The following is a 14,356-nucleotide window of genomic DNA, read 5'->3' on the forward strand; positions in this document are numbered from 1 at the left end:
ACGAATCTGCTGCGAAGATAAATAAAAGAAAAACCTTAGGAGGATTTAAAAATGACTTTAGTAAAATTTGCAAACGGACAAAAAAATCACGCAGTTAACCCATTCTTTAGCGATGTGTTTGACTCCATCTTAAACGACTCGTTTTTAAGCGATAAATTAGCCACCCGCGTGCCCGCTGTTAACATTTCAGAAACTGAAACGCAGTTTCATATTGAGCTGGCCGCACCAGGCTTAAAGAAAGAAGACTTTAAGATCAGCCTTGATAAAAACGTACTGAGCGTTTCAGCCGATAAGAAAACTGAAAACGTTGAAGAAGGCAAAAAATTCAGCAAACGTGAATACAGCTACAACTCATTTACCCGCTCATTCACTTTGCCCGAAGCTGCCGATCAAAACAAAATTGAAGCTGAATATACCGATGGCATATTAAAACTTTACGTAGCTAAAAAAGAAGAAGCAAAAATTCAGACAAGAGAAATTGCTGTAAAGTAATTTTGTCTGAACCATGATTCGTAGGATTAAAGGATTACCGCGATTAAAATCCTAAAATCATTTGAATCTTACGAATCTTAGTCGAAAATTATAAAAAATTGTTTTCATAATAAGTTGGTTTAGTTAGATGGCCGCTCCTTCAGGGGCGGTCTTCTTTATTATAAAAGTTGGCGTAAAATATATTTTCAGTCTTACTCAAATGTGTTAAAGGTGGTTGTTATATTTGAAAACGGCGGCATAAGGGCAACTGGGGCTGCATTTTAAAAAACAAGCTCATTTATTTATCATGAACAAATACAAATTAATTTTACGCCGGATAAGTCTGCTTTTAGCCGTTTTTGGAATAACATTTATCATCTTAAGTTGTCGCAACGGCGCCCCGCAAAAGCATATTGAAATAAGAAAAGGTACTGATACCAATGGTGTGATTGTTGATACTGATAAATTTAGCATAGCGCTTCCGGCCGGTTGGAAACATTTTGTTAAAGAATCTCAGGGCTTCAAAATATTATTTTTGATGTCACCTCCGGTTGATAATTTCTCACCAAACCTCAATATACTTACAGAAGATGCTCATGGAGCATCAATGGAAGAATATATGACCGCAAGCGATGAAAATATGAAAAGTGGCGGTATGGTCAAAGACGGCTCAGGTGATTTTGAAGTAAATGGTTTTAGTGGAAAATATTCGACAAATGTATTCAATTACCAGGGCCGCAATATTGCGCTTAAAACTTATGTTTTTATTAAAAATGGCCTCGCTTATGTTATAACCGGATCGTGTCTTACAACACAGAAAGACAGCTATCGCCCTATTTTTGATAAAGCAGTTAAAACTTTCAAGATCAAATAACATTCAATCCTGAATTCTCCATCTCTTAGTCCGCATTTAAAATCCTAAATCGCACATAAAAAACGGCGAAGTTATCTTGAGCGCCAAAAAATTAACAACGGTGAACAATCCGAAATCAATCCCGCATATTAATATACTGCAACGGCTGCCCGAAATTGTCTTTGCGGCATAAAGCGATAACAGCCTGCAGGTCGTCAATTTTTTTACCTTGTACCCGCACCTGGTCGTCCATAATAGAAGCCTGCACCTTCAGGCCGCTGTCTTTGATTGCTTTCACTATCTTTTTAGCAGCTTCCTTATCAATTCCCTCTTTTATCTTTATTTCCTTGCGGATCATATTGCCTGATGCATATTGTTCTTTGCCAAAATCAAGGGCGTTAGGATCCAGGTGTTGTTTAACCATTCTGCCGATGATGGAATCCTGGATGGCTTTCAGGCGCATATCATTTTCAGTCACTACTGTTAATGTATTGGTTTTTTTGTCCAGGTCGATAGTGCTTTTACTGTCGTGGAAATCGTAACGGTTCAATATTTCCTTTTTTGCGGTGTTAACGGCATTATCAAGCGTTTGGCCGTCGATTTTGCTTACTATATCAAAAGTTGGCATGTTTAGTTTATTTGGTGGGTGCAAATTTAGTGATAGTTCATGGTTCACAGTTCATGGTTCATGATAAAAAGTTCATAGTTGATAGTTCATCGTTCATGGTTTTTTTTGCCCGTTCGCCGTTTAATCTATTGACTTTTACCGTGAACCATGAGCTGTGAACCATGAACTATGAACCATCAACGATGAACTACTACACAATAACATTAAAAATACGTTAATATACTAATGAGTTAATATTAAGTTAACAATTAAATAAGCAGATTTGTAAATCGGGCCGAAAGGCTGCTCTTTATATGGATAATAAGAACGTACCTATCATTAATCGCGAAATAAGCTGGTTATATTTCAACGACAGGGTTTTGCAGGAGGCTGCCGATCCAACCGTCCCGCTAATCGACCGTATAAAGTTTTTAGCTATTTTTTCATCAAACCTTGATGAGTTTTACCGTGTCAGGGTGGCTACTTTAAGCCGCCTGGCCAACCTGAATGAAAAGGCAAAAGAGATTTTAGGTTATAACCCAAAAAAGATCCTCAACCAAATAAAAAACATTGTTGTAAGGCAGGAGCGTAAGTTCAACAACCTGTACGAAAACATTATTGTTAAGCAACTTGCCGAAGAAAAGATCTTTATTCTGAATGACAAGCAATTGAATGTTAGCCGCGGTGAATTCGTGAAGCATTATTTCAGGGAAAAGTTACTGGCGACTTTAGTGCCCATAATGTTAAACGACGATCTCCCGTTGCCGGAGTTGAGGGACAGGGCTATCTATTTTTTTGTAAAACTCACTAAAAACAAAAAAACGAGGCTGGCATTAATTGAATTCCCCGATTCTTTATCCCGGTTTATCGTTTTGCCCGAAACTAATAACCTGAAGTTTATTATCCTGCTGGATGATGTGATCCGCTATAGCCTTGAAGATATATTCTTCATTTTTGAACATGATAAAATAGAAGCGTTTTCAATCCAGCTTACCCGAGATGCGGAACTCGACCTTGACAAAGAGGTGAGCGAGAAATTTATAGATTCCCTTGCAAAAAGCCTGCAAAAGCGGAAGAAGGGTAAGCCGATGCGTTTGCTATACGACTCAGAAATGCCGCTGGATATGCTCAAATACCTGGTTAGCAAAATGGGCCTCAACGGCGAAAGCCTGATTCCCGGCAACCGCTATCATAATTTTAAAAACTTCATCTCTTTTCCCAATGTCGGAAGGCATGAACTGGAATACGAGAAAAATATTCCATTACCGGTTGATGGCCTGTCATTCGGTAAAAGCCTGATGGGAATGGTATCCAAAAAAGATTATATGATCAGTACGCCATACCAGTCGTATGATTATGTGATCCACTTTTTGCGTGAGGCTGCCATTGACCCAAAAGTTAAGGAGATCAGCATTGCAGTTTACAGGCTTGCAGAGAATTCAAGGGTTATCCATGCATTGATCAATGCTGCCAAAAATGGTAAAAAAGTTACCTGCCTGGTTGAACTAAGGGCAAGGTTTGATGAGCAAAACAACATAGGATGGAGCCGGAGGCTTGAAGAGGAAGGTGTAAATGTACTCTACGGTATTGATGGTTATAAAGTACACTCCAAAATTTGCCTGATCGGCAGGCTCGAAAAGGGAAAAATTGAGTATTACGCCTGTTTATCAACGGGTAATTTTAACGAAAAAACGGCGCAGATTTATGCTGACCATACCTTGCTTACCGTTAATAAAAGCATCACCGCCGACCTGGTAAATATATTTAAGGCCTTAAATAAAAGCACTTTACCCAGGGGCTTGAAAAGCCTGATCGTATCTCCCATTGATGCACGCCCCGCCATTTATAAACTGATAGACAATGAGATAAAAAATGCTAAAGCCGGCAAAGAAGCTTACATGATCCTGAAAATGAACAGCCTGGCCGACGAGCAAATTATCGCTAAACTATATGAAGCCAGTAACGCCGGTGTTAAAATCAAAATGATCATCAGGGGGATGTGCTGCCTTATTGCGGGGATGAAAGGCTATAGCGAAAATATTGAAGTGCTGAGTATTGTTGACAAGTACCTCGAACATTCACGCGTGCATATTTATTGTAACGGCGGTAACGAGCTGATTTATTTAACCTCGGCAGATTTTATGACACGGAACATTGATACCCGCGTTGAAGTAGGCTTTCCGGTACTGGATCCAGAATTGAGAAAAGAAATCAGGGATATGATCAACCTGCAACTGGAGGATAACACCAAATCACGCGAGATCAATAGCCACAATACTAACAAATACCATAAAAATAATTCGGGCATCCCACAGCGGGCCCAGGTTGATATTTACAATTACCTTAAATTTAAAAACAAATAACACTTGAGATACGCCGCCATTGACATAGGTTCAAACGCAGTAAGGTTACTTATTGCAGATATTACGGAAAACAACACTTCAGTTTCCTTCAAAAAAAACACGCTTGTACGGGTGCCTTTACGATTGGGAGATGACGCGTTCCTCGATCATTCCCTTTCTGAAAGAAAATCAACCGACCTGCTTAAAACCATGGTGGCTTTCCGTAACCTGATGGATGTTTACAAAGTTGCCGATTATATGGCTTTTGCCACTTCGGCAATGCGCGAAGCGAAAAATGGGAGTGAAATAGCCGACCAAATAAAAACATCGGCCAATATCGACCTGGAGATCATCAACGGGCAGAAAGAAGCAAAAATTATCTACTCCAGCCATATTGAGCAAAATATCGATAAAAGCAAAAACTACCTGTACATTGATGTTGGCGGCGGCAGTACCGAATTGTCTCTTTTTTCGGGGGGAGAACTTTGGGCATCCAAATCCTTTAATATTGGCACCATCAGGATGCTGGATAACCAGGATACCGAAGAAAGCTGGAACGATATGAGAGATTTTTTGCGTGAAAATACACGCCCTTTTAAGGTAATATCAGGCATTGGCACCGGCGGCAATATTAACAAACTTTACAAAATGGCTGATGAAAAAGACAAGGCGCCATTGAGTTTCGGCAAATTAAAATCCCTTTATAATTATTTAACCTCGTTTTCATTAAAAGACCGCATAAATGTGCTTGGCCTGAACCAGGATAGGGCAGACGTAATTATACCGGCATGTGAGATCTATATGACCGTAATGAAAGTTGCAAACATCAAAAATATGTATGTACCAACAGTTGGTTTGGTGGATGGAATTATCCAAACGCTTATAGAAAAGAATTTTTCAAAAGAGAGTTAAATTATTTTCAATAAATTGTAAAAAAATTAAAAAACTGTTATTATATTTGTGACGCCCTTTCAATGGGCATGTTTTTCATAGGTAGATGTAGGGTCGAGTACTTGTTATTCGACCCTTTTTTATGCGGTAAATTTTAGCTGGCGAGGTTTATGAGTACGGACGTAAAGAAAAAAATAGTTATTGCAGTTTGCGGAGCCAGCGGTTCAATTTACGCGAAGCTTTTGCTTGATAAATTGGCACAATTAAATGAACAGGTAAAGGATGTTGCCGTTGTAATGTCAGACAATGCCAAAGACATCTGGAAGTTTGAACTGGATAATGAAACCTATGCGGACTACCCTTTTAAGTTTTACGCCAAAAATGACTTTATGGCGCCCTTCGCATCAGGATCGGCTAAGTATGATACCATGGTGATTATCCCTTGTTCAATGGGCGTATTGGGAAGAATAGCGGGTGGCATATCGGATGACCTGATCACACGATCTGCCGATGTTATTTTAAAGGAGCGGCGAAGATTGATATTGGTACCCAGGGATATGCCCTTCAGCCTGATTCACATCCGCAATATGCAAACCATTACCGAAGCCGGGGGCATTATTTGCCCGGCCATACCTTCGTACTATAGCAAGCCCCAAACCATTGAGGATCTCGCCATGACGGTGGTAAACAGGGTGATAGATCTGATCGGGCTGGAAAATGAGACTTACCGGTGGAGCGAATAATGAATTCATGGCTTTTTTTCTTTAGATATTCTTAACTTAAATCTAATCTCCAATCTATATTCAACTAATCTCTAAATTCCTTACCTTTGCGCCTTCAAAATGAACAAAAAGGTTGCATTTTATACATTAGGTTGTAAACTGAATTATTCGGAAACCTCTTCTATTGGCCGGCTTTTTATCAAAGCAGGCTATGATACGGTTGACTTTACCGATACACCCGATGTATATGTGATCAATACCTGCTCAGTTACGGATAACGCGGATAAAAAGTGTAAAAAGGTAGTAAAGGAAGCGCTGAAAATATCCCCGGCGGCTTATGTCACTATTGTTGGCTGCTATGCCCAGTTAAAACCAAAAGAAATTGCCGAAATACCGGGAGTAGATATGGTTTTGGGAGCGGCTGAGAAATTCCAGATCGTTGATTATATCACTGATCTTACTAAAAATCCTAAAGCATTAATTTATAACCAGCCGGTATCCGAAGCAAAAGAGTTTATCAGCGGCTATTCCTTTGGCGACAGAACCCGCACCTTTTTAAAAGTTCAGGATGGCTGCGATTATTCCTGTTCCTTTTGTACTATACCCCTGGCCAGGGGCAGCAGCCGCAGCGATACCATTGCGCATGTGATTGAACAGGCCGAACAAATTGCAGCTTCCGGTGTAAAGGAGATTGTTTTAACAGGGGTGAACTTGGGTGATTTCGGGATAAGGGATGGTAAACGCCACGATAAATTCTTTGATTTGGTAAAAGCACTGGATGAAGTTGAGGGGATTAACCGGATACGCATATCTTCTATCGAACCCAATTTATTAACGGACGAGATCATTGAATTTGTGGCTGCCTCAAAGCGTTTTGTTCCGCACTTTCATGTCCCGCTCCAGTCAGGTTCTGACAAAATATTGGGTTTGATGCGCCGCAGGTACAAGAGAGATTTATACGTAAACAGGGTTGCCAAAATTAAACAGCTGATGCCCGACTGCTGCATCGGCGTGGATGTGATCGTTGGCTTCCCCGGCGAAACACGGGAAGATTTTATCGACACCTATAATTTTTTAAATGAATTGAACGTTTCGTACCTGCATGTATTTACTTACTCAGAACGTGAAAATACACTGGCAAGCGAAATGGGAGAGGTGGTGCCGGGTTCAACCCGTGCCGACAGGAGTAAGATGCTGCACATCTTATCGGATAAAAAACGCAGGGCATTTTATGAGAGCCAGTTAAATAAAAACGAAGAAGTGTTGTTTGAGGGCGATATTAAAGACGGTTTTATGCACGGTTTTACCCGTAATTATGTGAAAGTTAAAACCAAATATGATCCGGTATTGGTTAACGAATTAAAGAGAGTTTTATTAACACAAATATCATCAGACGGTGATGTTGAAATAACCGAAAGCGAAGAAATATTTGCACATTAACCTTATATTGCGCCCAAAACATTAACCTATGTTCCCCACTATTTCTTCGCTGATTCAATATTTTACCGGAATAAACATACCGCTTCCTATACAATCGTTCGGTTTTTTTGTGGCGATTGCTTTTATAGCGGCTTATTGGGCGTTTGCACAGGAGTTTAAACGAAAAGAAAAACTGGGTTACATCCATCCCTTCCAAAAAACGGTAACTGTTGGTCAACCTGCTACCTTAGGTGAATTGGCCGGCAATGGTTTTTTTGGTTTTATCCTGGGTTTTAAATTGGTTGACGCTATCCTGAATTACCATACGCTGCTTGACGATACACAAGGTTTTATTTTATCGGCCAGAGGCAATTGGGTTGGAGGCATTATAGGTGCAGCAGCGTTTGCTTACTGGGCCTATTATGAAAGTAAAAAACAGGAACTGCCAACCCCTAAAACACAGGTAGTAACCGTACACCCCTATGAGTTGATGGGAAGTATTTTACTTTGGGCGGCAGTATGCGGCTTTGCCGGGGCAAAAGTTTTTAACGCTTTGGAAAACTGGGGCGAGTTTATGAAAGACCCTGTCGGGATGTTAATAGGTTTCAGCGGGCTCACCTTTTATGGCGGTTTAATCTGTGGCGGAGCCGTGGTACTATATATCGCCTGGAAACATGGCATCAAATGGATGGATATGCTTGATATTGGCGGCCCTGGTATGATGTTGGCTTACGGCATTGGCCGTGTTGGCTGCCAGATGTCAGGCGACGGTGATTGGGGAATAAATAACCTTGCGCCAAAACCACATTGGCTAAGCTGGGCGCCAGATTGGATGTGGGCATTTAAATTCCCTCATAATGTAAATAATGAAGGCGTAGCAATTCCGGGTTGTGTAGGTAAGTTTTGCAGCGAGCTGCCTGTTCCGGTGTTCCCCACCTCATTTTACGAATCGGTAATTTGTATCCTCCTCTTCTTTTTTCTCTGGAGCATCCGCAGTAAAATAAAAGCTTCGGGCGTATTATTTGGAATCTACATGATCCTGGCGGGTGTTGAGCGTTTTTTTATAGAATTGATAAGGGTAAATACAAAATACAACGTAGCCGGGATGAGTTTTACGCAAGCCGAGATGATCTCTATATTTATGGTATTGGGCGGTTTAGTACTATGGTTTACCCAAATGAACAAGAAAAAAGCTAAACATGGCTAACCAAAACCTGGGCAATAAATTATTAAAAAACCAGGTTGTCAGGTTTGTCTTTTCGGCGGGAGTGGGGTTTTTAGTTGACGTTTCTGCTTTTTACCTGTTTTATCATAACTTGCTGGTTCAAAAAACCTATCACATCGTTTACTTCACGGTGCGTAATTATACACTTTCATTTTCTATATCTTTTTTTCTGGGGGTGCTGGTTAACTTTTTAATCACCAGGTATTTAGTTTTTTCCGAGTCAAAGCTACCTCCATATAAACAGTTCTTCAGGTTTGTGTCTGTTGCTTTTGTTGGCTATTTTGCCAATCTGGCGGTATTAAAATTGTTTATCCAGAGTTTCCAGATGGATCCTATTGTAGCCCGCCCCTCTGCAGCGTTAAGTCTGTTTTTTTTAAGTTTTTTTGTCCATAAGTTTTTTTCATTCAGCCTATCATTAAGACACCATGCATCTGAAAGAAGTAACGCACAAAGTAATTGAAGTAGCCAAAGAAGCGGGTGCCTTTATCCGCGAACAACGGAAAACTTTCAGCGCTGACAAAATCGAATTCAAAGGACTAAACGACCTGGTTTCCTATGTGGACAAAACTGCTGAAAAAATTATTGTATCGGCTTTAAAAAGTGTATTGCCCGAAGCAGGCTTTATCACCGAAGAAAAAACCATTAACCGGCTGGGCGAAAAATATAATTGGATCATCGACCCGTTGGACGGTACCACCAACTTTATTCATGGTTTGCCGGTTTTTTCGGTAAGTATTGCGTTACAGGAAGATGATGAACTGGTTATGGGCGTTGTTTATGAAATTAACCAGGATGAGTGCTTTTACGCATGGAAAGATTCGCCGGCCTATTTAAATGGTAATGAGATCAGCGTATCCCCAACGCCAACAGTTGACCAATGCTTACTGGCGACAGGGTTTCCCTATTACGATTTTGAAAAGCAGGCTGCTTATATTGAATTATTTGCAGATCTGATGCGCAGTTGCCACGGCCTTCGCCGTTTAGGCTCAGCTGCAGTCGATCTGGCATACACCGCCTGCGGCCGGTTCGATGCCTTTTACGAATATAATTTGAATACCTGGGATGTTGCTGCCGGAATTGTCATAGTGCGGCAGGCCGGTGGCGAAGTTGTAAACTTTAAAGGCGGAAATGAAGTTTTAAATACCAGGGAAGTGCTGGCGACGAATAGAAAGATAACAGGGGAGATGCTGGGGGTGATCCAAAAATATTTTATTTGACAAGAATTTCACGAATGTGTTCGAATGGACACAAATGAAAAGGCCGAATTTTCATCCTGTTATTAGTGAAAATTCGGCCTTATTCGTGAAATTCGTGTCAAATAAAATTCGCCCGGTATTTGTGTCCATTCGAACACATTCGTGAAATTCGTGTCTATTTTTATAATGCTTCAGAAACCACTTCAGTAACTTCCGGAACCATTCTTTTCAACAGGTTTTCAATGCCTGCTTTAAGGGTAACGGTTGATGAAGGGCACCCGCTGCATGATCCGCGCAATTCAACAGTTACAACGCCGGCGTCAAATGATTTATAGGCAATAGCGCCGCCGTCCTGTTCAACAGCAGGGCGTACATAGTCGTTTAATATCTGCTGGATCTTTACTTCGGTGTCAGTACCTTCAAAATCGGCTTCAACGTGCTCTTCTTCTTTGATCACCAATTCTGCTTCTACGGCACCTTTTACAAACTCTTTCAGTATGGGTAGCAAATCGTCCCAGTTATCTCCTTCAAACTTGGTTACTGTTACAAAGTTACTGGCAAAGAAAACCCCGTTAACAAAGGAAAACTTATATAACTCCCTGGCAAATGGCGAAACTTCGGCGCTTTCTTTTGTGGGAAAATCCAAACTGCCATTAATCAGCAACTTGTTCACAATGAACTTCATGGTTGCCGGGTTAGGAGTCGATTCGGTATATACGTTGATATTCATTTTATTTTATAGCTAATATAGATGAACAAAGTTAAACAGCTTTTTGATTTATGTACCTGTATTTATTTGTTATGACCTGTTGGTGACTTAGAGATTAGAGACTGGAGGTTAGAGATTAGGCGAAGACAAAATTAACTATCCACTAATCACTAAATCCCTGTATAATTCGCCGGTGTTATCCGTTTAATTTCTTCTTTTATCGAATCGTCAACATTTAACCCATCCACAAAAACAGCAATCGTTTCGGCATTTACCTGCTGGTTGGTGCGGGTTAGTTCTTTTAAGGCCTCGTAAGGGTTAGGATATCCCTCGCGGCGCAAAATTGTTTGAATCGCTTCGGCCACTACAGCCCAATTGGCTTCGAGGTGCGCGTTAATGGCATCTGTATTCAATAACAATTTATTTAATCCCTTTACGGTTGATTTAATAGCAATCAATGTATGTGCTACCGGAACACCAATGTTTCGCAATACGGTTGAGTCTGTCAAGTCACGCTGAAGCCTTGAAATAGGCAATTTGGCGGCAAAGTGTTCAAACAAAGCATTGGCAATGCCCAGGTTACCTTCTGAATTTTCAAAATCAATAGGATTAACCTTATGTGGCATAGCCGATGAACCAATTTCACCAGCTTTGATGAGCTGTTTAAAATAGTTCATGGAGATGTATTGCCAAATATCCCTGTCAAGGTCGATCAGGATATTGTTTATCCTTTTCAGCGCGTCACACTGGGCCGCAAAATTATCATAGTGCTCAATCTGGGTAGTAAACTGCGAGCGGCTTAATCCTAAAATATCATTTACAAAATGATTACCAAAGGCTTTCCATTCGATAGCCGGGTAACCAATATGGTGTGCGTTAAAATTGCCGGTAGCGCCTCCAAATTTGGCGGAATAGGGAACGGCTTTTAAAAGGTTCAGCTGGTTTTCCAGTCGCTCAACAAAAACGTTTATTTCTTTACCTAACCGGCTTGGAGAGGCCGGCTGACCGTGCGTATGTGCCAGCATCGGGATTTGAGCCCAATCGGCAGCATATTTTTTTAAAATATCTACCAGTTCATTTATAGCAGGATAATACGATTCGGTAAGTGCTAACTTAAATGAATAGGGGATAGCTGTATTGTTGATATCCTGGGATGTTAAGCCGAAGTGAATAAACTCCTTGTAGGCTTCAAGGCCTAAATTATCAAATTGTTTTTTGATAAAATATTCCACCGCTTTAACATCATGATTGGTTATTTTTTCAATTTCTTTAATACTTTGAGCATCCGCTTCGTTAAAATTTTTATAAATGGCACGTAACTTTTCTGTTGCATTTTTATCAAAGTTTTGTAACTGGGGCAACGGATGTTCGCACAGGGCGATGAAATATTCAATTTCAACAAACACCCTGTATTTAATTAAAGCGTACTCCGAAAAATAATCCGCAAGCGCTGCGGTAGTGTTGCGGTAACGGCCGTCAATAGGAGAAATTGCTGAAAGTGGAGTAAGCGTCATAAAAGGATTTTAATTTTTTGCAAAGGTAATGTTTTAAATAGCAGTTTTAAATAGTGGGCAGTAGCAGGTTTTAACAGCAGCAGGGGGTTGGCGTGATTCGCCCTTCATATTGTCGTTATTTCCACCTGTTAGTGCTCGTCGTTTGAAATAAATTTGTTTTTTAACTGAACTGCTGCTAAACAATGTTTGTCAGAAGAAGGTAATAAACTTTGGAAACTTTGTAATCTAAAAATGTTTCCATAGTTTTGACTTCCAAAGTCAATGAGTCAAACAGAAAGAATAATACTGGGGAGCGAAGAACTGTTTTTAATAGCAGGTATCAAGAGCGTAACGATGGATGATATTGCCAGGCACCTGGGTATGTCAAAAAAACCATCTACCAGTTTTTCAAAGATAAAAATGAACTGGTGATTGCCTTGGTTCAGAAAAAATTGAAAGAGGATGAAGAGCAAATGAACGATATTATCAATCGTTCGGGAAATGTGATTGAGGAGATGATCAATATGATGAAATGCTCTGAAGAAATATTTTCCAGGATAAACCCGATCGTCATCCACGAACTACAGAAGTTTCATCCGGAAGCATGGAAACAATTCCAGGAGTTTAAAAACAAAGTTATTACCCAAAAGATGGAACAGCTTTTAACCAAGGGTATTACGCAGGGGTATATAAGGCCACAGATAGATGTTAAAATTATTGCAAGGATGCATGTTAATATGGTAGAAATGGGGTTTAATAATGCCATCTTCCCCCTGGCGGAATTTAATACATGGAAAGTTCAGCAACAATTTCTGGAACATTTTAACTACGGTATTTGTACACTTAAAGGATATAAGTTGCTGAACCAGTATAAAAACATAATAGAAGAATAAACTGCTGACATAGGGTTGTCACAGATCAGAACTTACTTTGTGGCAGCTGTCCAAATCAGCTTATATTAATTGTAATACGAACAACACAACAATAAAAATGAAACATATAGTATTAATATTATCTTTAATATGCGCCGTTGCCCTAAATGGTTTCGCGCAGCAGGCCCCGCCTGACAGTCAGAAATATAACTTCACCGTTGCTGATTGCGTCAACTATGCTTATGAGCACCAGCATGATGTAAAAAACGCAAACCTTGATGTTGAAAGTGCAGGATACCATGTAAAGGAAACTATTGGACAGGGTTTACCACAAATCAGCGGAGCAGCCAGCTTTCAGGATTATTTAAAGACTCCATCCATTATCTTTCCCGACTTTATATCCGGCCCGGTTTACGGGATATTGAACAAGCAACACGTAGTGGATAGTGCAACCAACAAGGTGATATCCGGTACGCCGCCGGCAAGCAACGGAAAAGCAAACACAGTCAGTTTTCAGCAGAACTACAATACCAATATCGGTTTTACAATAAATCAAATATTGTTCGACCCCAACTACATTGTGGGGTTACAAGCGAGTAAAACCTATAAAGAGTTGTATACAAGGAGTTACACGCGCTCCAAAATTGAAGTGAATGTTAACATTACTAAAGCTTATTATCAGGTATTGGTTAGCGCGGAGCAGTTAAAGTTACTTGAAGCAAATGTTAATGAACTTAAACAGCAAGTGGACGAAACGACAGCTCGCAATAAACAGGGGTTTGTTGAAAAAATTGATGTGGATAGAATTACCGTTCAATATAACTCATTGGTTACCAACTGGGAAAACACAAAAAGGCTGATTGTATTAAACTATGAGTTGTTAAAATTCCAAATGGGTATGCCGGTTAATAAGGAGCTTACGTTAAAAGATAAACTTGAAGATATAAAACTGGAGGCAAGCATAGCTGATGCTGTGAATGACACAAGTATTTATCACAATAGGATTGAATACAACCTGCTGGAGACCCAGAAGAAATTGAATGAATACGACTTAAAAAGTAAAAGAGGACAGTTTTTACCAAAATTGACCGCTGTTGCCAACTATTCCATCGCCAATCAAAACAATAGTTTTGGACAATTATTCAGTAGCAATTATCCATCAAGCTATGTGGGGCTTAATCTAAGTATTCCGCTTTTTACAGGATGGCAGCACCTAAACCAGGTAAAGCAGTCTAAAATAACCGTTTTAAAATCACAGAATGACCTTGATGATATGAAAAATACGGTAAACCTTCAGGTAGACCAGGCCCGTATTTCATACATCAATGGATTGCAAACATTGAATGATCAGAAAAAAACATGGCATTGGCTGCGGAAGTGCTTCGTGTTGCCAAAATCAAATATGAGCAGGGCGTAGGCTCAAGCATTGAAGTTACCCAGGCGCAAACAGATCTTCAGCAGGCCGATAACACCTATATCCAGGGCCTTTATGATGCCCTTGTAAGCAAAGTTGATCTTGATAAAGCATACGGACGAATTAAATAATTGAACCTTGT

General features: G+C 40.1%; 16 protein-coding genes. 13 read left to right on the plus strand and 3 right to left on the minus strand.

Annotated elements, in window-relative coordinates; translation table 11 throughout:
* The first annotated feature begins 51 nt into the window (after positions 1 to 51).
* Positions 52 to 492, plus strand: coding sequence for an Hsp20/alpha crystallin family protein (locus MgSA37_RS13155; RefSeq protein WP_096352507.1), 441 nt, complete (start codon positions 52 to 54; stop codon positions 490 to 492).
* A gap of 286 nt (positions 493 to 778) precedes the next feature.
* Positions 779 to 1,345 (plus strand): hypothetical protein, encoded by a 567-nt coding sequence (locus MgSA37_RS13160; RefSeq protein ID WP_096352508.1) that lies wholly within the window; start codon positions 779 to 781, stop codon positions 1,343 to 1,345.
* Positions 1,346 to 1,460: 115 nt separating this feature from the next.
* On the opposite strand, the gene MgSA37_RS13165 is transcribed toward MgSA37_RS13160, so the two are convergent.
* Complete coding sequence (locus MgSA37_RS13165; protein WP_096352510.1) at positions 1,461 to 1,952, minus strand: YajQ family cyclic di-GMP-binding protein; 492 nt, start codon at positions 1,950 to 1,952, stop codon at positions 1,461 to 1,463.
* 293 nt (positions 1,953 to 2,245) lie between these two features.
* Between MgSA37_RS13165 and ppk1 the strand changes: the two genes are divergently transcribed.
* The 7 genes from ppk1 (at position 2,246) to MgSA37_RS13200 (ending at position 9,747) form a co-directional block, all read left to right on the plus strand.
* On the plus strand, positions 2,246 to 4,294 hold the full coding sequence (gene ppk1 / locus MgSA37_RS13170) for a polyphosphate kinase 1 (protein ID WP_096352511.1): 2,049 nt from the start codon (positions 2,246 to 2,248) through the stop codon (positions 4,292 to 4,294).
* Between the two features lie 3 nt (positions 4,295 to 4,297).
* Complete coding sequence (locus MgSA37_RS13175; protein ID WP_096352513.1) at positions 4,298 to 5,185, plus strand: Ppx/GppA phosphatase family protein; 888 nt, start codon at positions 4,298 to 4,300, stop codon at positions 5,183 to 5,185.
* A 149-nt stretch (positions 5,186 to 5,334) separates the two neighbouring features.
* Positions 5,335 to 5,907 carry a UbiX family flavin prenyltransferase gene (locus MgSA37_RS13180; RefSeq protein ID WP_096352514.1) on the plus strand — a complete coding sequence of 191 codons (573 nt, stop codon included), beginning with the start codon at positions 5,335 to 5,337 and terminating at the stop codon, positions 5,905 to 5,907.
* A gap of 99 nt (positions 5,908 to 6,006) precedes the next feature.
* Positions 6,007 to 7,326 carry a tRNA (N(6)-L-threonylcarbamoyladenosine(37)-C(2))-methylthiotransferase MtaB gene (gene mtaB / locus MgSA37_RS13185; RefSeq protein ID WP_096352516.1) on the plus strand — a complete coding sequence of 440 codons (1,320 nt, stop codon included), beginning with the start codon at positions 6,007 to 6,009 and terminating at the stop codon, positions 7,324 to 7,326.
* Positions 7,327 to 7,354: 28 nt separating this feature from the next.
* Positions 7,355 to 8,512 (plus strand): prolipoprotein diacylglyceryl transferase, encoded by a 1,158-nt coding sequence (locus MgSA37_RS13190; protein ID WP_096352517.1) that lies wholly within the window; start codon positions 7,355 to 7,357, stop codon positions 8,510 to 8,512.
* Positions 8,505 to 8,990, plus strand: coding sequence for a GtrA family protein (locus MgSA37_RS13195; RefSeq protein WP_096352519.1), 486 nt, complete (start codon positions 8,505 to 8,507; stop codon positions 8,988 to 8,990). Before MgSA37_RS13190 ends, MgSA37_RS13195 begins: the two co-directional genes overlap by 8 nt.
* Positions 8,956 to 9,747: an inositol monophosphatase family protein gene (locus MgSA37_RS13200; RefSeq protein ID WP_096352520.1), complete on the plus strand. Its 792-nt coding sequence runs from the start codon at positions 8,956 to 8,958 to the stop codon at positions 9,745 to 9,747. Before MgSA37_RS13195 ends, MgSA37_RS13200 begins: the two co-directional genes overlap by 35 nt.
* A gap of 160 nt (positions 9,748 to 9,907) precedes the next feature.
* Here MgSA37_RS13200 and MgSA37_RS13205 read toward each other — a convergent pair whose 3' ends face one another.
* Positions 9,908 to 10,456: a NifU family protein gene (locus MgSA37_RS13205; protein ID WP_096352522.1), complete on the minus strand. Its 549-nt coding sequence runs from the start codon at positions 10,454 to 10,456 to the stop codon at positions 9,908 to 9,910.
* A 149-nt stretch (positions 10,457 to 10,605) separates the two neighbouring features.
* Complete coding sequence (gene purB / locus MgSA37_RS13210) at positions 10,606 to 11,949, minus strand: adenylosuccinate lyase (protein WP_096352523.1); 1,344 nt, start codon at positions 11,947 to 11,949, stop codon at positions 10,606 to 10,608.
* Between the two features lie 261 nt (positions 11,950 to 12,210).
* Here purB and MgSA37_RS28230 point away from each other — a divergent pair, with 261 nt between their 5' ends.
* The 4 genes from MgSA37_RS28230 to MgSA37_RS29395 all read left to right on the plus strand — a co-directional run bounded on the left by MgSA37_RS28230 (position 12,211) and on the right by MgSA37_RS29395 (position 14,345).
* Positions 12,211 to 12,360, plus strand: coding sequence for a TetR family transcriptional regulator (locus MgSA37_RS28230; protein WP_157750558.1), 150 nt, complete (start codon positions 12,211 to 12,213; stop codon positions 12,358 to 12,360).
* Positions 12,357 to 12,821 carry a TetR family transcriptional regulator gene (locus MgSA37_RS13215; RefSeq protein WP_096352525.1) on the plus strand — a complete coding sequence of 155 codons (465 nt, stop codon included), beginning with the start codon at positions 12,357 to 12,359 and terminating at the stop codon, positions 12,819 to 12,821. Before MgSA37_RS28230 ends, MgSA37_RS13215 begins: the two co-directional genes overlap by 4 nt.
* A gap of 97 nt (positions 12,822 to 12,918) precedes the next feature.
* The gene (locus tag MgSA37_RS13220) at positions 12,919 to 14,217 is read left to right on the plus strand and encodes a TolC family protein (protein WP_096352526.1); all 1,299 of its coding nucleotides are present in this window, start codon (positions 12,919 to 12,921) and stop codon (positions 14,215 to 14,217) included.
* On the plus strand, positions 14,160 to 14,345 hold the full coding sequence (locus MgSA37_RS29395; RefSeq protein ID WP_096352528.1) for a TolC family protein: 186 nt from the start codon (positions 14,160 to 14,162) through the stop codon (positions 14,343 to 14,345). The genes MgSA37_RS13220 and MgSA37_RS29395 overlap by 58 nt, the downstream gene beginning before the upstream one ends.
* Positions 14,346 to 14,356: the final 11 nt, after the last annotated feature.

It is taken from the genome of Mucilaginibacter gotjawali, assembly GCF_002355435.1.
Taxonomy (GTDB): Bacteria; Bacteroidota; Bacteroidia; order Sphingobacteriales; family Sphingobacteriaceae; genus Mucilaginibacter; species Mucilaginibacter gotjawali.